This window comes from Mesorhizobium sp. M0808 (assembly GCF_040320025.1).
In the GTDB taxonomy this organism is placed as follows: Bacteria; Pseudomonadota; Alphaproteobacteria; order Rhizobiales; family Rhizobiaceae; genus Mesorhizobium.
This window is the reverse complement of record NZ_JAMYOX010000005.1, coordinates 14,963-35,300: the sequence shown is the minus strand read 5'-3', so window position 1 is coordinate 35,300 and position 20,338 is coordinate 14,963. Positions and strand designations below refer to the sequence as shown.

At 62.3% G+C, this 20,338-nt stretch carries 17 protein-coding genes, 1 tRNA gene and 1 pseudogene; 9 read left to right on the top strand and 10 right to left on the bottom strand.

What is annotated here, in order from left to right:
• The first annotated feature begins 47 nt into the window (after positions 1 to 47).
• From NKI25_RS09010 to NKI25_RS08990, 5 genes are read left to right on the top strand one after another with little or no spacing between them, the layout of a single operon-like run.
• Positions 48 to 1,007, top strand: coding sequence for an ABC transporter permease (locus NKI25_RS09010; RefSeq protein WP_023678169.1), 960 nt, complete (start codon positions 48 to 50; stop codon positions 1,005 to 1,007).
• On the top strand, positions 1,004 to 1,909 hold the full coding sequence (locus tag NKI25_RS09005; protein WP_023678168.1) for an ABC transporter permease: 906 nt from the start codon (positions 1,004 to 1,006) through the stop codon (positions 1,907 to 1,909). Before NKI25_RS09010 ends, NKI25_RS09005 begins: the two co-directional genes overlap by 4 nt.
• Before the next feature lie 18 nt (positions 1,910 to 1,927).
• Positions 1,928 to 2,845 carry a dihydrodipicolinate synthase family protein gene (locus tag NKI25_RS09000; protein ID WP_352569475.1) on the top strand — a complete coding sequence of 306 codons (918 nt, stop codon included), beginning with the start codon at positions 1,928 to 1,930 and terminating at the stop codon, positions 2,843 to 2,845.
• Positions 2,842 to 3,852: an ABC transporter ATP-binding protein gene (locus NKI25_RS08995; protein WP_352783633.1), complete on the top strand. Its 1,011-nt coding sequence runs from the start codon at positions 2,842 to 2,844 to the stop codon at positions 3,850 to 3,852. The genes NKI25_RS09000 and NKI25_RS08995 overlap by 4 nt, the downstream gene beginning before the upstream one ends.
• Complete coding sequence (locus NKI25_RS08990; RefSeq protein ID WP_352724381.1) at positions 3,852 to 4,820, top strand: ABC transporter ATP-binding protein; 969 nt, start codon at positions 3,852 to 3,854, stop codon at positions 4,818 to 4,820. The genes NKI25_RS08995 and NKI25_RS08990 overlap by 1 nt, the downstream gene beginning before the upstream one ends.
• 16 nt (positions 4,821 to 4,836) lie before the next feature.
• Here the strand turns inward: NKI25_RS08990 and NKI25_RS08985 are convergent, their stop codons facing one another.
• The 3 genes from NKI25_RS08985 to NKI25_RS08975 form a co-directional block, all read right to left on the bottom strand.
• A complete protein-coding gene (locus NKI25_RS08985; protein ID WP_352782944.1) occupies positions 4,837 to 5,592 on the bottom strand; it encodes a haloacid dehalogenase type II in 756 nt (251 codons plus the stop codon).
• A gap of 246 nt (positions 5,593 to 5,838) precedes the next feature.
• On the bottom strand, positions 5,839 to 6,159 hold the full coding sequence (locus NKI25_RS08980; RefSeq protein WP_352782947.1) for a DUF167 family protein: 321 nt from the start codon (positions 6,157 to 6,159) through the stop codon (positions 5,839 to 5,841).
• A 13-nt stretch (positions 6,160 to 6,172) separates the two neighbouring features.
• Complete coding sequence (locus tag NKI25_RS08975; protein WP_023678162.1) at positions 6,173 to 6,463, bottom strand: YggT family protein; 291 nt, start codon at positions 6,461 to 6,463, stop codon at positions 6,173 to 6,175.
• Between the two features lie 164 nt (positions 6,464 to 6,627).
• On the opposite strand from NKI25_RS08975, the gene NKI25_RS08970 reads away from it, so the two are divergent.
• The 4 genes from NKI25_RS08970 (at position 6,628) to NKI25_RS08955 (ending at position 12,301) form a co-directional block, all read left to right on the top strand.
• Positions 6,628 to 6,703: transfer RNA gene (locus tag NKI25_RS08970), tRNA-Ala, on the top strand.
• A gap of 242 nt (positions 6,704 to 6,945) precedes the next feature.
• Entirely contained in the window at positions 6,946 to 7,404 is a 459-nt protein-coding gene (locus tag NKI25_RS08965) for a hypothetical protein (protein ID WP_352782949.1), read from the top strand.
• 120 nt (positions 7,405 to 7,524) lie between these two features.
• Positions 7,525 to 10,737, top strand: a complete 3,213-nt coding sequence (locus NKI25_RS08960; RefSeq protein WP_352998370.1) for an AfsR/SARP family transcriptional regulator — start codon at positions 7,525 to 7,527, stop codon at positions 10,735 to 10,737.
• 223 nt (positions 10,738 to 10,960) lie between these two features.
• Complete coding sequence (locus tag NKI25_RS08955; RefSeq protein WP_352998369.1) at positions 10,961 to 12,301, top strand: LGFP repeat-containing protein; 1,341 nt, start codon at positions 10,961 to 10,963, stop codon at positions 12,299 to 12,301.
• A gap of 377 nt (positions 12,302 to 12,678) precedes the next feature.
• Here NKI25_RS08955 and NKI25_RS08950 read toward each other — a convergent pair whose 3' ends face one another.
• From NKI25_RS08950 to NKI25_RS08920, 7 genes and pseudogenes are all read right to left on the bottom strand, one after another.
• On the bottom strand, positions 12,679 to 14,733 hold the full coding sequence (locus NKI25_RS08950) for a M3 family metallopeptidase (protein ID WP_352998392.1): 2,055 nt from the start codon (positions 14,731 to 14,733) through the stop codon (positions 12,679 to 12,681).
• 167 nt (positions 14,734 to 14,900) lie between these two features.
• Positions 14,901 to 15,413, bottom strand: coding sequence for a hypothetical protein (locus NKI25_RS08945; protein ID WP_352574570.1), 513 nt, complete (start codon positions 15,411 to 15,413; stop codon positions 14,901 to 14,903).
• 195 nt (positions 15,414 to 15,608) lie between these two features.
• The gene (locus NKI25_RS08940; RefSeq protein ID WP_352998368.1) at positions 15,609 to 16,019 is read right to left on the bottom strand and encodes a nuclear transport factor 2 family protein; all 411 of its coding nucleotides are present in this window, start codon (positions 16,017 to 16,019) and stop codon (positions 15,609 to 15,611) included.
• A gap of 10 nt (positions 16,020 to 16,029) precedes the next feature.
• The gene (locus NKI25_RS08935; protein ID WP_352636927.1) at positions 16,030 to 16,674 is read right to left on the bottom strand and encodes a carbonic anhydrase; all 645 of its coding nucleotides are present in this window, start codon (positions 16,672 to 16,674) and stop codon (positions 16,030 to 16,032) included.
• Positions 16,675 to 16,840: 166 nt separating this feature from the next.
• Positions 16,841 to 17,866, bottom strand: coding sequence for a transporter (locus NKI25_RS08930; protein ID WP_352998367.1), 1,026 nt, complete (start codon positions 17,864 to 17,866; stop codon positions 16,841 to 16,843).
• A gap of 86 nt (positions 17,867 to 17,952) precedes the next feature.
• A pseudogene (locus NKI25_RS08925) lies at positions 17,953 to 19,558 on the bottom strand (inorganic phosphate transporter).
• Positions 19,559 to 19,703: 145 nt separating this feature from the next.
• Entirely contained in the window at positions 19,704 to 20,240 is a 537-nt protein-coding gene (locus NKI25_RS08920) for a TetR/AcrR family transcriptional regulator (RefSeq protein ID WP_352594106.1), read from the bottom strand.
• Between the last annotated feature and the right edge of the window lie 98 nt (positions 20,241 to 20,338).

Sequence of the window (20,338 nt, the reverse complement as noted above, 5' to 3'; positions counted from 1 at the left end):
GCAGGCGGGACCACTTTGGCGCCGCCTGCCACCGCCACGGAAAGCCCATGTTGAGCTTCATCGCCCGCCGCAGCGCCACAGGATTGCTGATGCTGGTCGCGCTCAGCGTCCTCATCTTCATCCTGTTGCGGCTGGCGCCGGGCGATCCGATCGACGCCTATATCAACCCATCGGTCCCCATGTCGGCTTCCGACCTCGAGGGCCTGCGCGAACGGCTCGGGCTCGATCGGCCGCTTCCCGTGCAATATCTCGCCTGGCTGCGCGCGGCGCTGAGCGGTGACTTCGGCTATTCGATCCAGCGCAGCGGCGTTGCCGTGCTGCCACTGGTCATGGAACGCATCGGCCCGACGGCGCTGCTGATGGGTACGGGCCTGGCGATCGCCATCGTGCTCGGCATTTCCGCCGGCATTTTCAGCGCGGTGCGCCGTAACGAACCATCCGACATCGCGCTGTCGGTGCTGTCGTTTATCGGTATCTCCAGCCCGGCTTTTCTGACAGCGCTGCTCGGTCTCTATTTCTTCTCGGTGCTGCTGCGCTGGGCGCCGTCCGGCGGCATGCAGACCGCGGGTGCGCCGTTCTCGGCGACGGATGTGCTTGCGCACCTCGTCCTGCCCGCCTGCCTGCTGTCCGTCGGCCATGCCGCGCTGATCATGCGTTACATGCGCGCCTCGCTGCTGGAAGTGCTCAACCAGGATTACGTGCGGACGGCGCGTGCCAAGGGCGTGCGCGAGTTCTGGGTTATCATCAAGCACGCGACCCGCAATGCGCTCTTGCCGGTCATTACCTTGATCGGCTCGACTGTCGGCATCGCCATCGGCGGCGCCATCTTCCTGGAAAGCGTGTTCAACTGGCCGGGCATGGGACTGCTTCTGGTCAACGCCGTCGGCACCCGCGATTACCCGGTGATCATGGGCGCTACCCTGGTGATCGGCGTTTGCGTCATCCTGGTCAACCTCTTGACCGACGTCGTCTATGCCGTCGTCGACCCGCGCATTCAGGTGGCATGATGGCAATCACGGCGCCAGATCCTACAGTTGACCCGACAGCCGTGCCGCAAACCAAAGGCCCGCTTCGCCGCGCGCTCGACCGCTTTTTTGAAAACCGCGCGGCGCGTGCCGGGCTTTTGATCGTCATCCCGATCCTGCTGGCGGTTTCGACGTATCCTTTGTGGTGGCCGTTCGGTCCTAACACCATCGACCTCCGAGCAATGAACAAGGCGCCGTCGGCCATTCATTGGCTGGGCAGCGACGGCGTCGGGCGCGACGTCATGGCCCGGTTGCTGCAAGGCGGGCGGATCTCATTGCTGGTTGCCGTCAGCTCGGTCGCCATCTCCACCGTCATCGGCTTCCTGGTCGGCGCCGTCGCCAGCTTTGGCGGGCGCCTCGTCGACGGCACGGTGATGCGCCTGGTCGATCTGGCGATGACGCTGCCGCCGGTGATCTTCCTGCTGGTGCTGGCTTCGATCGCCGGCACCGGCATCGCGCCGACCATACTGGTGATCTCGCTGCTCTCCTGGCCGGTGCTGTCGCGCATGGTGCGCGCCCGGCTGCTCGAACTGCGCGAGCGCGATTTCGTCGTTGCCGCCCGCGGCATGGGGGCAGGGCTGCCGCATCTCTTGTTCCGGCACGGCCTGCCCAATTGCATCGATATCCTGGTCGTCTACGCCACCTTGCAGATCGCCAACGCCATCCTGCTCGAGGCCGGCCTGTCCTTCCTCGGCCTCGGCATCGCACCGCCCGAAGCCAGCTGGGGCAACATGCTCAATCTCGCCCGCTCCACCGTCGTGCTTGAAAATTACCCCTGGCAATGGATGTTCCCGGGCGCCGCACTGGTGCTCACCGTGCTCGCCATCAACTTCATCGGCGACGGCTTGCGCGACGCATTCGACCCCCGCTCCGATCTCAACTGACCTCAAAGGTTCATCAAAATGCCCCTGTTTACCGGCGTCGTGCCACCTGTCGTCACCCCGCTCAATGCCGATTTCAGCATCGACTTTCCGTCGTTCACCCGCACCATCGAGAACCTGCTCGACGGCGGCGTTCACGGGCTGTTCGTGCTCGGCTCGACCAGCGAGGTGGTCTTCCACGACGAGGCGGGCCGCAGGGCCGTCCTCGAGCACGCGGTCAAGGTCAATAACGGCCGGGTTCCGATCTTCGCCGGGGTCATCGACCCGACGACCGACCGCGTCATCAACCACGCCCGGATCGCCAGATCGGCCGGCGCCGACGCCATCGTCGTCACCGCGCCGTTTTATACCCGCACCAGCCAGCCGGAGATCGGCGACCACTTCCGCTATATCAAGGATGCGATCGACATTCCGGTCATCGCCTACGACATCCCGGTCTGCGTCCACGTCAAGCTGGAGCGCAAGACCACGGTCGGCCTCGCCAGGGAAGGCGCCATCGCGGGCATCAAGGATTCCAGCGGCGATGACGGCAATCTGCGTTACGTGCTCAAGGACATGGCCGACGACCCCGGCTTCTTCGGCATGACCGGCTCCGAGATACTGGTCGATAGCGTGCTGGCGATGGGTGCGCATGGCGTCGTGCCGGGGCTCGCCAATGTCGACCCGCATGGTTATGTCAGGCTGTGGAAGCTGACGCAGGCGGGCCAGCATGCCGAAGCCCGCCTGGAGCAGGAGCGGCTGTTAAAGCTGTTCGAGATCGTCTGGATCTCGCTCGGCAGGACAAGCGCCGGCTCGGCCGGCGTCGGCGCCTTCAAGGCGGCGATGAAGAGCCTCGGCATCATTGCCTCCAACACCATGGCGCGGCCGCAACGCAGCCTGAACGAGGAGGAAACCGCGAAGGTCGACATGATCCTTCGCGACGTGGGGCTGCTCCGCTGAGTGTCGCGCCGATCCTCTCGATTTCCGGCCTGCGCGCGGTGTTCCGCATCGCGGGGCGCGACATCGCGGCGGTAACGGATGTCGACCTGACGATCGGCTCCGGCGAGACGGTGGCGCTCGTCGGCGAATCCGGATCCGGCAAGTCCGTCACCAGCCTGTCGATCATCGGCCTGTTGCCGAAAAGGGTCGGACATATCGCAGAGGGGTCGATCGCGCTGCGGCGCAAGAACGGCACGGTCACCGAGCTGACCAGCCTCGATGCCGAGTCGCTGCGCAAGATACGCGGCAACGAGATCGGCATGGTGTTCCAGGAGCCGATGACCAGCCTCAACCCGGTCTACACGATCGGCGAGCAGATCGCCGAACCGATCCGCATCCATCTCGGCAAGTCGCACCGCGAAGCAGCAGCAGACGCGGTGCGGCTGCTGGAACAGGTCGGCATTCCCGATCCGAAGCGGCGGGCGCGGCAATATCCGCACGAACTTTCGGGCGGGATGCGCCAGCGCGCCACCATCGCCATGGCGCTGTCCTGCGATCCGGGCTTGCTGATCGCCGACGAGCCGACGACCGCGCTGGACGTCACCATACAGGCCCAGATCCTCGATCTTTTGGCCGAGCTGCAGGCGCAGCGCGGCATGGGCATCCTGTTCGTCACCCACAATCTCGGAGTCGTCGCCGAAATCGCCGACCGGGTGGCGGTGATGTATGCCGGGCGTATCGTCGAAACAGGTCCGGTGAGCGAAGTGTTCACCCGTCCGCGTCATCCCTATACCGCAGGGTTGATGCGCTCGGTGCCGCGGCTCGGACAGGCCACGGCGCTGAAGGCGGCGGGGACGCCGCTGCCGACCATTGCCGGAAATGTTCCGTCGCTCGCCTTGCTGCCCAAGGGCTGTTCCTTCGCGCCGCGTTGCCCGATGGCTATCGCTGCCTGCCGCGCCGCGGTCCCGCCCTTGTTTGGGGCGACGCCGACCCAGCAAAGCCGCTGCCTGCGTTGGGAGGAGCTCTGATGGCCGACGCCCCTTTCCTCGCTGTCAAAAACCTGACCAAGCATTTTGCGCCGACAGCGTTCTCGCGCGGACCCGTCGTAAGGGCGTTGGAGGATATTTCCTTCGATATCAGGCGTGGCCAGGTGGTCGGCCTGGTCGGCGAATCCGGGTCCGGCAAGACGACGATCGGCCGCTCGGTGCTGCGTCTGATCGAGCCGACATCCGGCCAAATCAACTATGACGGCACCGACATCACCAGGCTGGGTGCCGCCCAGTTGCGCCGCCAGCGCCGCAAGATGCAGTATATTTTCCAGGATCCCTTCGCCAGCCTGTCGCCGCGCATGACGATAGGGCAGATCCTCACCGAAGGCCTGGACATTCAAGGCATCGGCAAGAAGTCCGAGCGGCGGGCGAAGGCCGAGAAGGCACTTGCCGCGGTCGAGTTGCCGGTCGACGCCTATGACCGCTACGCCCATGAATTTTCGGGCGGCCAGCGCCAGCGCATCGGCATCGCCCGGGCGCTGACGCTCGAGCCGGAATTCATCGTTGCCGACGAGCCGGTCTCGGCACTCGACGTCTCGATCCAGGCGCAAATCATCAATCTGTTGCGCGACCTGCAGCTCCGGCTCGGCCTGACCATGCTGTTCATTTCGCACGATCTGGCCGTCGTCGAGTACATCTGCGACACGGTCATCGTGCTCTATCTCGGGCGCATCATGGAAGTTGCGCCGGCGGCCGAGCTTTATGCCCGGCCGCAGCATCCCTACACGCGCGCGCTGCTGTCAGCCATTCCATCGCTCGATCCGCTGGCCAGGCAAGACCGACAAGTGCTCAAGGGCGATATTCCAAGCCCGGCAAACCCGCCGTCGGGCTGTGTTTTCCGAACCCGTTGCCCGTTTGCGGTGGAAGCTTGCGCCGGGGCTGTACCGCCGCTGAGGGCGACAGCCGAGGGCCATCTGAAGGCCTGCATCCGCGACGACATCGCTTAGGTTTTCTGCCCTCGGCCTACGGGAGAACGTGGGCGAGATGGACAAGGTCGTCGGCCACAAAGTCCCAGCTCTCAAGAGGCGAGAGATCGGTCGTCTGCGCCGGGCCATGCTCTTTTGGCCGAGCAACAAAGGCGGTTCCGATACCGCACCTTCGCGCCGCAGCCAGGTCGTCATTATGCGCGGCGACTAACACGGCCTCCGCAGGTCGCACCCCCAGGATCTCCACTGCACGGAGATAAGCCTGCGGCGCAGGCTTGTAGGTGCCGAACACATCCGAGCCAAGGACGGTGTCCCAAGGCAGGCCGGCGCGCTTGGCCATATCCAGCAACAGCCGGGTATTGGCCCCTGACAAGGGCACGATGATGAAGCGTTCCTTCAGCCTCGCAAGGCCTTTCAGCGAATCGGGCCACGGCTCCAGCCGGCGCCAGGCGAGGTTGAGTTCCTCAAGTTCGGCGGTCGGCAGCTCGGATGGGGCCAGCCCGAACTGGACGAGGGTGGCGTCCAGATTCTCCCTGTTGATCACGTCGAGTGAAACGAAAGGCCGGTGCCCCGTCCGCACCGCCTCGGTCGAGGCGTCATAGCGCGACGCCCACGCATCGGCGAATTCACCGGGATCGACCTGCTGTGCACCGTTTCGCGCCAGGAAGGAGCCGGCCTCCCTTGCGATACCGCTGCGCCAATCAACGACGGTTCCCAGAACATCGAAGAATAGGACTCGAGTGGCGGTCATATTGAGCTTTCGGGCGGGGTTGCGGTTGGTGTCCTGCCGCATCGGTCGCGATAGGACGGATCGACCGCGTCGAGCTGCTGATCAGATAGTCGAAATGTTTAAAAGCCTGTTCGCGAAGGTGGTTCCCCCGGGCTCATTGAAACGTCGTCGACGCCAACCCATATGCAATGTGCGTCGGATGTTTCCTCCCATTCGTCCGGCGCGTTCCCCTCTGAAGGTTTTCGACCTTCACATCTGGCCGGGCTTTGCAGCCCGGCCTTTTTTGCGGGGTAAGTGAGCGAGCCGAGATCATGGCGCAGACGTGCCCAGCGTATCGATGCGTTTCGCCAGCGCCGCGGGATCGCCAAGCACGCGCAGCGTCTTCAGCCGAGCTGTGCCGCCGGCAGCGATCGAGACGGCCGATGCCGGCACGCCAAGCGCCTTAGCTACCAGCCTTTCCAGCGCTCGATTGGCGGCTCCGTTTTCCGGCACGGCGCGGACGCGGGCTTTTAGATAGCTTCGCCCATCCACCGATGTTTCGATGCCCTCCAGCCTGTCCATCGCCGCTTTCGGCGTCAGCCGGACGAACAGGTCGATGCCGTCGGCGCGCGTGCGGAACGGCGCACTCATGGACGCCCTGGGCTCAGACGACCAGCGAAAGCACGGTGGTGAGCAGGAACTGCCGGATGAAGAACAGGATCAGCAGCAGGATGATCGGCGAGATGTCGATGCCGCCGAGGTCGGGCATGAAGCGGCGGATCGGCCGAAGCGCCGGCTCGGTCAGCCGATAGAGCATGTTGCTGATGGTGTCGACGAACTGGTTGCGCGAGTTGACGACGTTGAAGGCGTAGAGCCAGGAAAATATCGCCGAGGCGATGATGATCCACCAGTAAAGGTCAAGCGCCATGACAATGGTCTGAATGAGGGCGATCATGCCGGTCTCCGATTGTTGCCGACATGTAGCCACTGTAGGTGAAAGCGGCAAGAGCCGCCTTCCGCCGCATGGCGAAGCCGGACGAACGGCCGAACGGCATTTCGGCAGCACGCGCAGCCTTGACAGGAAACCGCAGCGGCCGATAAAAGCCCCATCCGCTGGACGGGGCTGTAGCTCAGCTGGGAGAGCGCGTCGTTCGCAATGACGAGGTCAGGAGTTCGATCCTCCTCAGCTCCACCAGCGGATTTTTTCGCACCCTTTGCCTGGATGAATTCCAAGGAAATCCTCCTTGGCTTCACGGCGTCTCTCAGACGAAGCTCGCGAACGCATTGCAGCCTGCTGGCGGCTTGGCACTATCGTTGCCGGGTGGATTCACATCGGCGACGTAAAGACCCTCTACACCAGTAGCGTATGCGGCCTATTGCCACTGCGCCTCGTCCTTGCCAGACTTGGTCCGTCTTCAAAACCGAGGGGAATTCACCATGACCAGCGCGACAAGGCGTGATTTTGTAGGTCTTACAGGAATGGCAGCGACTGCCCTGGCCGGTGCTGTTGCAACACGAGCTACCGCTGCGGAAAGCGACGTATCGCCATCGTTCGATGAGGTTCTTCACGAGTACAATCAAAACAACACAGAAAGGACTAGATCAAAGCTGGCGATCTATGTGGTGCTTTCTCATCTGCACGCCAGCCTCGAGGACGAATTTAGTGACCTTGGGCTAGAGCTGCCTTTAGGAAAAAAGGCCTTGCCATCGAATCTGCCGGCCAATTTCGAGGACGCGCAGGTTGCACCCCTTCCTTGGCTCTTCAAGCCCTCGGAAGTTACCGACCACGAACGAAACGCCTATGCGACGATTGCAATGCGAATGAACGCAGTGATGGCAAGACACACCGCCGACGTGAGTGTCGGGGTTTCGCACATCATGTCGCACAAGGGATAACCGCGACCTTGCCGGCGAGCACGGCACGTCAGGCGAGCACAACGCCGGCCGGCGATTTGTTGTTGCGGGCGAACCGATTACCTGTTTTCGCGAGGCGACTGCGCTGCGAGAGTCCTCACAATGGATAAATCCTTCCGGGACGCGCCGCGCGAGATAGCAAAGCTCTCGGCACCCCGGCCAGTGGGAATTGTCAGCCGTCCGCGCGTAGTGGCGCTGCTTTCGCAGGCCCTCGACAGCGGTGCATGCTGGCTGGCTGCGCCTGGTGGATACGGCAAGACCACCGCGGTGATCGACTTTCTGGAACACGGCGGGCTGGAACAAGGCGGGCTGAAGCAAGGCGAATCGGCGTACAACTGGTATCGGGTCGACACCGAGGACCAGGACGTTGCGCGCCTTTTTCACTATCTGACGCTGTCGCTCGACGGCAGGCATGCCGGCATGCCGGTCTTTGGTCCGGAATATGCCGACAATTCCGACGATTTCGCGCGGCTGTTCTTCCGCACCTATTTCTCGCGGCTTGATCCGGGCACGATCCTGGTCCTCGACGATCTGCATCGTGCCGATGCGCCAGGCTTTCGCCGGACGCTGGCGATCCTGTTGCGCGAACGCCCCAACACCGTCCGCTGCATCTGCACATCGCGGATGCTGCCCGAGGGCGATGTCGCCGACCTCGTGCTGTCGGGACAGTTGCCGGTCCTCAACCAAACGCTGCTGGAGTTTTCGCCTGCGGAGGCTCGCAACCTCGTCACCGCCCGCTCGCAATCGCCGTCCGAGGTCGGCGACATTTCGGAGGCGCGCGGCTGGGCGGTGGGCCTTCTCCTGCTGGCCAACGCCGGAATGTACTACCCGCTTTCGCAGACCGGCCTTGCCGGAGGCGCCGGCCTTCGGGAGATTGTCGGACGTTATTTCCTGCGCGACATCGCGCCGGAGGACCAGGATCTGCTTATCAGGCTCAACGTTCTGCCGGAGATCAGCACGGAGCTTGCCGATGCGTTCCTGGGCTCGCCGCAGGCTGCTCGCCTGCTGGTGCGGCTGCAGCATCGCCAGCTGCTGATCACGCGCGACGGTCCGGGCGGCGCCGCCTTCCAGCTGCATGACTTGTTGCGCGAATACCTTGCCGGCCTACTGGACCGGCGCGTGACGGAAGCGGACCGTTCCAGGCTGCGCGAGCAGGCAGCAAAGGTCCTGCACGAGGCAGACAAAACCGACGCGGCAATCGTGCTGGCGTTGCAGGCGGGCGCCTGGCCGCTGGCACGCCAGCTCATTCTGGAGTGCGCTAACGGCGTTCTCTCGCAAGGGCGCAGGGCCAGCTTCGTCGAATGGTGCAACAGGCTGCCCCCCGACCAGATGGACGGGTGGGTCCATTATTGGCTGGGCGTCGCCTTCGCATCGGACGATGCGAAGGCCGAACCGCACTTCTCCAAGGCATGGCAAGCATTCGAGAACACCGACATGCGCGGCCAATGCCTGACGGTGGCGCGGGCGGTCGTGGTCAAGACCGCCAGCTGGCGTACGCATGAGGGGCTGGCGGATTGGACGCGCCGAGCCTCACAGGTTCTTGCCAAGGGATTGCCGGAGTTGGATCCGGAGGAACTCATGATGGTCAGGCTCGGCATCCTGCGGGCCGTCGATTTCGCCGAGCCTGGCGAATTCGACGCCCATGACGCGAAGCGCCTCGTGAATGATATCCAGCAGCGCCTGACACATCTGCCGATCGAGGATTCGGTCGAGTTGCGCCTGCTGGCAAGCGAAGCGCTCATCGACTACGCGACCTCGTCGGGGCAGCGCGACATTTTTGCCAATGCCGTGGACAGCGTTGCCGCCGATCTCGAACATCCGGATATCCCGCCGCTGGTGCTCGGCATGTGGCTGGTGTCCTTTGGCTCGGCCAGCGGCCGTTACTTCCCGTATTCGCGGCGCGGTTTTGTCTATGCCTCGGCCGAGGATGCGTTGCGACGCGCAACGGCGATAGGCGAGCAGCACGCCTTACGGGGCGTCGAGTTCAGCGCGCTCTATCAGCTTCAATTGCTGATGAAGCTTCACAACAGGTTCTCGGAATTCAATGCGCTCGTCTCCCGGCTGGGCGAGATCGCGGACAGCAGGTTCACAACCCAGGTCGCTGTAGTCGCCGACTGCCACGCGGCGATGCACACGCGCAACGGCAACTTCGTCAAGGCTTATCTCGACTGCGATGCCTTCATGGATGCGATCGAGCGGGCGAATGAGCCGATGATCGAACGCTGGCCGCATTACGTCACCAAATACCAGGTCCTGCTGGCCGATCGGCGTCCAGCGGAGGCCATTGCGCTACTCCAGGAGATCGTCGAAAGGCTGAGCGGCGGCCCTCGCCAGCGCGTCGAACTCAACATTCTGGCCGCTCAGGCCCTGGAGCAGAAGTGGAACGGCGGCGCGTCCTATGGCAGTCGTCTGGCTGAATTCATGGAGGCGTTGCGCCAGGTCAACCCCTCCGCAATCCTGCTCAACCTGCCGGACCTATTGGCCGATCTGGTCGCCGATGCGCTGGAGCGAAAGATCGACATCGATCTCTGCCGCCGCGTCGTTCGGGCGCGATATCTGGTCCCGCCCGCTGGCCGACCCGCCCAGTGGCCTTGGCCGCTCAGGATCCACTTGATGGGAGGCTTCCGCCTCGAAATCGATGGCGCCGAGGTCGCGCCCGGTGCCAAACCTACCCGCGCTCTCGACATATTGCGCATTATCTGCCTGTCGAGGGATCAGGTCTGTTCGGTGGAAACCCTGCAGGATTGGCTCTGGCCCGACCTCGACGGCGACCAGGCCAAAGCGGCCTTGGAGCAGGCGCTGCATCGTCTGCGCAAATTGCTCTGGCAAGGCGAGCTCGTAACGCTGAGAGAGGGCCGTTTGCGGCTCGCTGCCGACAAGGTCTGGATCGATCTGCAGGATTGGGAAGACCGGCTGAAACCCGTTCTGTCGGGCCAAAGAGACAGCGCAATCGAGGAGCAGGAGAAACTGCTGGAAGGCTTTGTCGGCCCGCTTTTCTCGAATGGCCCGACGCCCGCCTGGTCGAACGCCGCGGCCGACCGGGTGCGGGACGGGTTGGTCGAGCTTGCCGTGCGGGTCGCCAAACACTGGCAGAGCCAAGGCAACGCAGATCGGGCACGCCAAGCGTGCCGGCGTGCGCTCGATTTCTACCCGGAATCGGCCAAACTCCATGGCACGCTCATCCAGGAGAGCCTCTCCAGAAACGACCATGCCGGCGCCATCGAGGATTACCGGCGCTATGAACGCGCGCTCGCTTCGACCGGCGATGACGAGCCCTCGCCTTTGCTGCGTTCGCTCGTGCGCCCGCTTCTCTAGACCGGTCATTGTTTCACCGAAACGCCGAACCGCTCTATCTCTTTATTTTTGCGCAATTCCGGACGGAAAACCGTTCCAGATTTTTCCTGGAATTGCTCTGGCGCAGCTCGGAACTCTGTAAGCCGTCCGTAAGTCGCGGTCTGGGAACCTCGGCCCGTCGATCAAAACCGATCGCCGGAGGCCTGAAGCCCCCGACACCAACACTCACAGGAAGGAAAAGGTCATGCCGTATACTGCCAGAGCAACTTCGAGAGTGCGTGCCGGCACCATCCGCGCTGGAGCCACAAGACTTTCCGATCAGCTCAGGATCGGGCCTTGGTCGCTCCTCTCGCCGGAAGCCGTCATACAGCAAAAGTACAACTCCCTTGGAGGCGCCGGCTTCGCCGAGATCGACAGGAAGGACACTGGAAAAGCCTGGTATCTCAAGAACGGCTCATGCATTTGCTACAACGATGCCATGCACAACGCCTTTGAGATCCATGGCGAAATCTACAGGAAGTGGATTGCGCTTGGCGGTCTCGCGTGGGGCATTCCCTGCACCGACGAAACCGGAACTCCCGACGGCGTCGGCCGATACAATCACTTCAACAACAATACCGCTTCGATCTACTGGACACCGAACACCGGTGCTCAAGCGATTTGGGGGGCAATTCGCGGCAAATGGGCAGCAATGGGCTGGGAGCGCTCGGTTCTCGGCTATCCGGTCACCGACGAAACCGGAACTCCCGACGGCGTCGGGCGCTACAACCATTTTGCCAATGCCGGCTCGATCTACTGGACACCGAACACAGGAGCCAACGTGGTGTACGGCGACATTCGAAAGAAGTGGGAAAGCCTGGGCTGGGAGCGGTCATACCTTGGGTACCCAACGACCGACGAGACCGAATTTGCCGACGGAGGCCGCGCCAATTTGTTTGAAAACGGTGGCATATACTGGTGGCCCGACACCGGCGCGATCGACCTTCGAGATGTCGTCGTCCACTATACCGGCCTCCATTGCTTCGGCGAGACCGACTGGGATCAGGGGCCGGGTGGTGCGGACGAGCCCTATGTCATCGTCAGCGTGGCAACGCCACAGATCGCCGACACCAAGCGCAGCCAGGTCTATGGCGACGTCGATGCGGGAGATACGAGACCCGACCTGATGGAGGTCTATCGAGGCAAGCCCTACGGCATCAACATCGGTACGGTGCTGATGGAAAACGATTTTGGCGATCCCAACAAGTACAAGGACGAAGTGCAGAAGGTCGTGATGGGCGTCCATACGGCCGGTACGCTGGCTTTGGGCCTCATTCCGGTGGCAGGACCTATCATTGCCGCCATAGCCGGCCCGGCCCTGGGATCCTTGATGCCATCGATCGGCGGCGCCATCAGCGATCTCTTCGATTGGGGCGATGACAGGATCGGGAGCGCGACAGTGACCATCTCCGCAAAGCAGATGGTGTTGCTCGCGGCACGTACGAACAATACCACCTTCAGCGGGATTGGGTTCAAAGTGGAAACGCCCCTGATTTCCGGCGAGGGGGCTTCCTACAAAGCCTATTTTGGGTTTGTGCCTGCCTAGGCCAATCGCCCCGGCAAAAAAGCTTGCCGGGACAATCAACTTACCAGCCCCGCCTTCCGTTGGCGGGGCTGACGTTCGCGACTGAGAGTTTCCGTAGCGGTCGTCGCAAGGCGCGATCCAGATGCGGCAGCGGCCGATCAGCATCGCGGGCAAGCTGTCGTTGCCTACCCCGCACAGTCCGTAGCGCCGCCATGAACGCGGCTCCTTCGGCCGGAACGATGGAGACCGCATTAAGTGCAGTCACCTCAACGACGCGGCCGCAGCCAACGAGGCCGAACTGGACCGGCGGAAACCGGATCAGGCGGTGCGCAACCCGCCGCCATGACAGCCGAGATCAATCAGGATGGAAAGAGAACGGTGACAAGAGCGGGCATGCATCACACCAGCCCGCGCTTGGCCATCATCGCTTCCGGGGAAGGCATCTTGCCGCGGAAGGCGGTGTAGAGTTCTTCCGGGTCCTTTGAACCGCCAGCGGCGTAGATGTTCTTGCGCAGCCGCTCGGCCAGCGCCGGATTGAAGGGATCGCCTGTTTCCTCGAAGGCGGCGAACGCGTCGGCGTCGAGCACTTCCGACCACATGTAGGAGTAATAGCCGGCAGAATAGCCATCGCCGGCGAAGATATGGCCGAAATGCGGGGTGCGGTGACGCATGGCGATGGTGTCAGGCATGTCGAGCTTTTCGAGCGTTTCGGCTTCGAAACGAAGCGCCTGTTCCGGTGCATCCGGCCGGGCGTGGTAGGCCATGTCGACCAACGCCGAGGCGGTGAACTCGACGGTGGCGAAGCCGGCGCCGAAGGTGCGCGCCGCCAGCATCTTGTCGACCAGCGCCTTTGGCATCGGCTTGCCGGTCTTAATATGCAGCGCATGCTTTTCCAGCACCGCCGGCACCGTCAGCCAGTGTTCATAGAGCTGCGACGGCAGCTCGACGAAATCGCGGCTGACCGAGGTGCCAGCGACCGATGGCCAGGTAACGTCGGTCAGCATGCCGTGCAGCGCGTGACCGAATTCGTGGAACAGGGTCTTGGCCTCGTCGACCGACAGCAAGGCTGCCTCGCCGGCCGGCGGCTTGGCGAAATTCATGATGTTGTAAATGACCGGCTTGGAGCCATCGCCTAGCTTGTAGCCGGATTTCAGCGCGCTCATCCATGCGCCGGAGCGCTTCGAGGGTCGCGCGAAATAATCGGCGAGGAACAGGCCGCGCTCGCTGCCGTCGGCATTCTTCACCACGAAAACCCGAGCGTCCGGGTGCCAGGTGGCAATGCCCTTCTTTTCTTCGAAAGAAATGCCGAACAATCGTGTTGCCACGTCGAAACAGGCGTCGATGATGCGGTCTAGCTGCAGGTACGGCTTCAGCTCGGCCTCGTCGAAGGCGAATTTCTCTGCGCGCAGCTTCTCCTGATAGAAGCGCCAGTCCCAGGCAGCGAATTTCTCGTTGCTGCCGGCCTCGGCCGCCAGCCGCTGCAATTCGGCTTGGTCGCTTGCGGCCTTTTCCACCGCCTTTTCCCAGACCGGATCGAGCAGCGCGTGCACCGCCTCCGCCGTCTTGGCCATGGTATCGTCGAGCTTCAATGCGGCGTAGGAAGCATAGCCGAGCAGCTTCGCCTTCTCGGCGCGCAGGCGCAGCATGTCGCGCACCACTTCCGTGTTGTCGGTGGCGCCGCCATTCTGACCACGCATGATGAAGGCGCGAAACGCCGTCTCGCGCAGATCGCGGCGTTCTGAGAAGGTCGAGAACGGCTCGTAGATCGAACGCGACAGAGTGACGGCGTAGCGGCCCTTCTGGCCGCGCATCTCGGCGGCTTCCGCCATCGAGCTTTTCAGGAATTCCGGCAGGCCGGCAAGGTCGGCCTCGTCGAGGAACAACGCCCAGTCGCGCTCGTCGGCAAGCACGTTCTGGCCGAAATTGGTGCCGAGCGAGGACAATTCCTCGTTGATCGAGGCCAGCCGCTTCTTGCCTTCGGCGTCGAGCCTGGCGCCGGAGCGGACGAAGTTTTTCCAGGTCTTTTCCAAGACCCGCAGCGTTTCGGCATCGAGCTTCAAAGCATCGCGGCGCTGATAGAGGTGGTCGATGCGGGCGAACAGGCGTTCGTTCATCGAGATTGCCGAGAAGTGCCGCGACATCTTCGGCGAGATGTCGCGCTCCAGCGCCTGGATCGCCTCATTGGTGTGGGCGCCGGCGCGGCACCAGAAGATCGAGGAGACATGGTCGAGCGCCTCGCCGGCAAGCTCGAGCGAGGCAAGCGTGTTTTCGATCGTCGGCGTCCCGGTGTTGCCGGCAATCGCCTCGATCTCGGCCTCGTGCGCCTTCATGGCCGCGTCGAAGACCGGAGAAAAATCGCCGTCGCCGATGCGCGTGAAATCAGGCAGGCCGAGCGGCCCTTGCCATGCGGTCAGCGGATGGGCGGCGAGGTCGACGGTGGACGGCATGGGCAAACTTTCGCTGAGTGGCGGGAGGCGGGCGTCACCGATGTAGGGCGCCGGCCGATTGCGCGCAACAGCGCGGCTGGTTAACACTGATGCGTGCCCACGACTCGTATGCGAACCAGGATGCCCACTCGCGCGCAGCGCAGCAAAAAGTGCACTGTAACGGTAATTCCCATCTATAATAATCTAAAATCCATGGTCTCGTTGTAAAATTCAGGCATCATTTCGTTTCCGAGATAGATAACGCTTCCGTGACTATTTCTAATTTTATTTAGGTTAGATTTAGACAACTTGAAAACACGACTAAAGTACGCGTCGTATTCTTTCCTCATATCGCCTTCCGACCAGTCTAAATTATAGTACATTCTGCCAGGCAACATTACATCGCCGCGCCACAGATTTATATCATATTCAATTACCGGAGATAATCTTGAACTAACTTGCAAACATTTATTTTCAGCGTCACGCTCAAGGACTATGTTGTTTAAAAAATCCTTTGACGATATCAGAACTCTTCTGTTTTTAAAAGACCGTTCTTCTTCTCGGATGGGCTCCCAAAAAATGGGGGTATCGCCATCTTCGATGGACGGCTTGACGAATACTATATTCTCAACACCCTTGGACAAGGCATGGTTGAAAACGATTTCATCTCTGTGCGACAGGAAAAGATTGAATTGATTGCCCATCATTGCCCTCCAACACATAAGATTTCGAATTCCGGTAACAGTGCACTTTTGCAGGGCGCGACCGTCGTTGTGAGTGGATTGACCGCATGGCTTGTCGCATTGGCGTTCCCACCTGCGTAACCACGTGACGTGGACAGGTCCGAATTGACGCCGGCAATTCCAGCGCCTATCCCCCGAGAAGCTCAAGACCAAATTTCGTCAGTAGCCGTCGCAGTTTTCGGCGATCGCGGCTTGCGAACTGGCGCTGATCTGGTCGTTGGCGATCGCGAAAGTCTCCTGCATCAGCATGTCGTTACTGGGAAAATCATAGCAGGCGATCACAGTGGTGACGCCGCCCTCCGTCTTCTCGATCCGATGGCGGATTTCGGCCCCGGCGACGGCGTCCTGCCACTCGGCGATCGAGGCGATGAATTCCTGCTTGCTTTGCACGACGCCGAGGTCGTCGAGCTTGATGCGGACGTTGTCGGCGAGCAGGTCCGACAATTCGCTGCGGTCGGCGACGAGCAGTGCCGAATACCAGCGATCGATGATCGCGCTATCGTCGGCACGGGCGAAATCTGCCGAGCACAGCAGTGCCGCAGCCGCGAACGCGTCCCGAAGTCGCGTCATGCCTTGTCTCCTACTCCATCTCCGGCCGCTCGAAATCGCCGGTGTCCTTGTTCATCACCCAAAGCTCGCCGGTCGAGATGTCGAACCAGGCGCCGTGCAGCGATAGCCGCCCCTTGCCTTCGAGGATCGAGACGCAAGGAAAGGTGCGCAGATTGGCAATGGAATAGCGGATCGAGATGCGCTCCAGCGCCGTCTGGCGCTCGGTCGCCGTCATGAAGGTGCTCGACGACACGGTCTCGGCCGCCGGCGCGATCAGGCTCATCCATTTGCCGATGAAATCGCCCGGCGACAATGGGGCGGCCGTGGTGTCGAGCGCTGCGCGGATGCCGCCGCAGCGGCCGTGGCCCATCACCACGATGTTCTTGACCTTGAGGCTCTGCACCGCAAATTCGAGCGCCGCCGATGTCGAGTGGAACTGATCGTCTGGCGCATAGGGCGGCACCAGATTGCCGACATTGCGCAGCACGAACAGCTCGCCCGGCCCGGCATCGAAGATCGCTTCGGGCGCGGCACGGGAATCGCAGCAGGCGACGATCATCGTTTCCGGTGCCTGGCCCTCTCGCGCCAGCGAGCGATAACGCCCGCTCTCGGTGAGATAGCGGCCATTCATGAAATTGCGGTAGCCGGTGAGAAGATGCTCGGGAAGATGGGGCATGGGCAGCGGTGGGAGCCTTTCCGGGTTAAAGGCACGGTTCAATCCCGAAAGGCTCTAGCGCATCGGCCTGAAAATCGGAACCGATTTTCGGAAGGCGGGATGGCGTGGTTTCGAGGTGGCAGCCCGTATTTTGACACAGGTGAACGAACGCCGCCATTAATCGGCCTCAGAACCGCAGATTGGCGCCGGCGCGCAGTAGGAGCCAGTAGAACAGGCCGGTCGCGCCAACCGCCAGCAGCATCGCCAGGAAGAAGCCGCTGGGACTCTCGGCAAATGGCAGTCCGCCTGTGTTCATGCCGAAAATGCCGACGATCAGGGTTCCTGGCAAAAGCAGCGCGCTCATCACCGCCAGCGCCTTGAGGCTACGGTTCGATTCGTCGGCAAGCTCAGCCGCAAGCTCCTCCTGCAGCAGCCTTGCCCGGTCGTTGATCATGACGACCTCGTGGTCGAGCCGTTCAAGGCGCGCAGCAAGCCGGCGCAGAACTTCATGTGCGCCGGCGGAAAGGTTCCAGGCGGAACGGTCTTCGTCCTGGAAAAGCGCTGCCAGGGCCGAGATCGGCCGATGCAGGGATACGGCAAGGCGGCGCACATCCTTCAGCTGCCGTTTTTCGTCGGCAAGCCGCTCGGTCACGAGATGATCCTCGACTGCATCCAGCCGCTTCGTTGCCGCGGCGAGCCGCAGGCTGGTGGTCTTGCAAAAAGCCATGACTAGCATTTCGAACAGCTCGAATGCCGTGGCCGGCCGCAGCCCCGCGGCAAGGGCCGTGTGCACTTCCTCCACTGCCGCCAGCGGATGCCGGCGGCCGGTGACCAGCAGCCGTTCCGAGACCGCAAAATGCAATCTGCCGATGGTCGTCGACTGATGGGTGATCTCGCCATGCAGATCGGCCGAAATGCCGTGGACGACGCCATTCTCATGCGCCAGCACTAGGCTGTCCTCATGTCCTTCGAGGATTGCATGAGCCGACGCCGGCAGCGCGCAGGCATGGCTGACCCAGGAATGGGCGCGCCGGTCGACAAGGTCGACATGCAGCCAGACCCAGCCGCCCGCTGAGGCCAGCGCGGCCTCTATGTCTCGGGGCGCCAGCGGTTCGGGAGCTTTGCCGGGAGCGGCATGATAGGCCCGGACCAGCCCGGGAGCATGATGCTGGTCGTCCGCGGCAAGCAATGTCAGATGCGATGCGTCATTCATGGCCGCCGCCGAAATAATGCACGTTCAGGTGATCAGGGCGGCGCCGGGGCCGGTGCCGCGACATTCTGGTCAAACCCTGCCCCCGCTCAGAACACCTGGCGGAAGATGACGAACAACACGAAGGCAAGACAGATGGAGACCGGAAGGGTCAGTATCCAGGCCATCAGCATGTTGCGCACCGTCGACCATTGCAGGCCCGAGCCGTTCGCCGCCATGGTGCCGGCAACGCCCGAGGACAGCACATGGGTGGTTGAGACCCGGCAGGCCGAGATAGTCGGCCGATGCGATCGTCGCCATCGCGACAAGCTCGGCGGACGCACCCTGACCGTAGGTCAAATGGCTTTTGCCGATCTTCTCGCCGACGGTGACGACGATGCGCTTCCAGCCGACCATGGTGCCGAGGCCGAGCGCCAGCGCGATGGCGACCTTGACCCAGAGCGGGATGAACTTCGTCGCGTTGTCGACCGCCTTATGGTAGGTCGTCACCGCCTTCAGGTCGTCTGCCTCCATCGGCAGCAGCTTCTTCCTGTCGATCAGCTTCAGCGCTTCACCGATAAGATAGATGTTGTTGCGGGCGTTGCTGACCAGCGTTGTCGGCAGCTTTTCCACGGACGGATAGGGCGACAACATGGCGCTGGTGTCGTGGATGAAGCTCTGCAGGGCAGGCGTGGTCTCGTCCTTCCAGGTCTTGGTGCGAACGGCGTCGCCGACCGCGGTCGCCGCGTCAGTCACGACGACGCCGGGCTTGACGTATTTGCCGAGTACCGTTTCGACTTGCGTCGCCGCCGATTTGTAAGCTTCGAGATAGTTCACGTCCGGTGTGCGGTTGAGCGCGAACGCGGTCGGCACGACGCCGATCAGGATGAGCATGATGAGGCCCATGCCCTTTTGCCCGTCATTGGAGCCGTGGGCAAAGCTGACGCCGGTGCAGGTGAAAATAAGCAGCGCCCGAATCCACAGCGGCGGCGGCGCGCTCGACTTGGGCGCCTCGTAGAGCTCGCGGTTCCTGACCAGCAGCTTCATCACCAGAAGCAGCAGTGCAGCCAGGCCAAAACCGACCAGCGGCGAGATCAGGAGCGACAGGCCGACATTGGACGCCTGCGACCAGTCGACGCCGCTGGTGACGGAGCCGGCCGGGGCCATGAACTGGTTGGCGAGACCGACGCCGATGATCGAACCGATCAGTGTGTGCGAGCTCGAGGCAGGCAGGCCGAGATACCAGGTTCCGAGATTCCACATGATCGCCGCGACCAGCAGCGCGAAGACCATGGCCAGCCCCGCGCTCGATCCGACCTGAAGGATCAACTCGACCGGCAACAGCGAAATGATGCCGAAGGCGACTGCTCCGCTGGCGGTGAGCACGCCGAGGAAATTGAAGAAGCCGGACCACATCACTGCAAGCTCGGCCGGCATGGAATGCGTGTAGATCACCGTTGCCACCGCATTGGCAGTGTCGTGAAAACCGTTGACGAATTCGAAGCCGAGCGCGATCAGCAGCGCCAGCCCAAGTAGGATCCACGGCACCGCGACGGTGCTGGTCAGGTCCTGGCTGAGCGCGTAGCCGACATAGGCAAGGCCGCCCAGAATGATGACGGCAAAGGCCGGCAGAAACCATTTACCGGTGCCGTTTGGCCGGTCAAGCGGATGCTCCGGCCTTGGAATTCCTGCTTCGCTTGAAACAATATCGACCACACCCCACTCCTCGTGCCTTGCAGCAAAGAATGGGAGGACGCTATGTCGGCACGATGAAGCCTGTGTGACGGCAGGCACTTTGGGTTGACGCAAACGGGCGATCGAAGCGAGCGAGGCAACTGAACCCAGCCGGCGTATTCCTAGACTATTCCGCGATCTCCAGCAGGGTCGATATCAGCAGCCGGCGCTCTTCGACGGAGAGAATGTCCGAACCGAACAGGTTCATGCTGCGAAGCCCTTCGATGGCGAGATAGCAGACCAGCAGCGCCTTGAGATTCGGCGTCTCCTCCTTCAGCCGCTCGAACACCTGCCGCCTGAACGATTTTATCGGCGTCAGGAAGTCGGGATCCTCGGCAATCGCCGAAAATATCCAGGATGCCGACGGTTTCGATTCCTCGGCATGCTCGGCCGACAGCTTGATGTAAGTTGCAAGCGGGCTTTCGCCGTTGACGCCGGCCGTGCGGGCGGACTCCAGCGCCTGCTCGAAGGCGCGCAGGTAATCCTCGACCAGCGCCTGCATCAATTTCGCCTTGGTCGGGAAATTGTAGAGAAGACCACCCTTCGACACGCCGGCACGGCTGGCGACCGCATCCAGCGACAGGCTGCCAGGACCCGTCTCGCGCGCCACGGCGGCGGCGGCGGCGAGAATCTTCTCGCGCGAATTTGCTCTGCGGGCCTTCATCAAGCGTTCCCCATTCATTAGCTTAGGCGGAATTGACAAGACCGTCCAGACGGTACAGTAAGATCGCCGTCATTTGAAATTGGGACCAGTCACAGGTA